The organism is Blautia sp. AF32-4BH (assembly GCF_003460565.1).
Lineage (GTDB): Bacteria > Bacillota > Clostridia > Lachnospirales > Lachnospiraceae > Fusicatenibacter > Fusicatenibacter saccharivorans.
Genome location: NZ_QTVL01000030.1, coordinates 1 through 737 on the forward strand (window position 1 = coordinate 1; position 737 = coordinate 737).

The 737-nt window shown below is 44.9% G+C and carries 1 pseudogene; it reads left to right on the top strand.

Going from position 1 to position 737, the window contains the following annotated elements:
- Nucleotides 1–737, top strand: a pseudogene (locus DWZ44_RS18875) (IS200/IS605 family accessory protein TnpB-related protein); the annotation flags it as partial.

Genomic DNA, 737 nt, shown 5'->3' on the forward strand with positions numbered 1-737 from the left:
CTTGGGAGTGTATCTTCTTATCGGACGCGTCTGGAACAGTGGAAAGCAGAGGGACAGAAAACAGGAAAGCCGTATCTGAAAAGTGAGCAGTATGCCATGCCTGTTTTTTACCACAATGTCATGTACCGTGAAAACACAGAAGAGAAAGATGCGGCCTTTTTAAAACTGTACGATGGCCATGACTGGAAATGGTTTGCTGTGCGGCTGAAACATACGGATATGGAATATTTAAGAAAACACTGGTCGGGCAAAAAAGCTTCGGCGCCAACGTTGGAGAAAAAGCACGACAAATATTTCCTGCGTTTTACGTATGCGGAAGAGGTATCTTTAAACCGGACACCTGTCAAAGAACAAACGATCTGCAGTGTGGATCTCGGCATCAATACGGATGCAGTCTGTACCATCATGCGTCCAGACGGAACTATCCTGGGAAGAAAGTTTATTAACTTTTCCAGTGACAAAGACCGGATGTACCGTGTGCTGGGACGGATCCGAAGATTTCAGCGGGAACATGGATCGCGTCAGGCGCAGGGAAGATGGGCATATGCAAAACGTCTGAATATAGAGCTTGGCAGAAAAATTGCAAAGGAAATCGTTTTTTATGCATCAGAAAATAAGGCAGATGTGATTGTTTTCGAATATCTGGAAATGAAAGGAAAACTTTCCGGGAAGAAAAAGCAGAAACTGCAGATGTGGAGAAAACGTGATATCCAGAAACGGTGCGGACAGCAGGCACA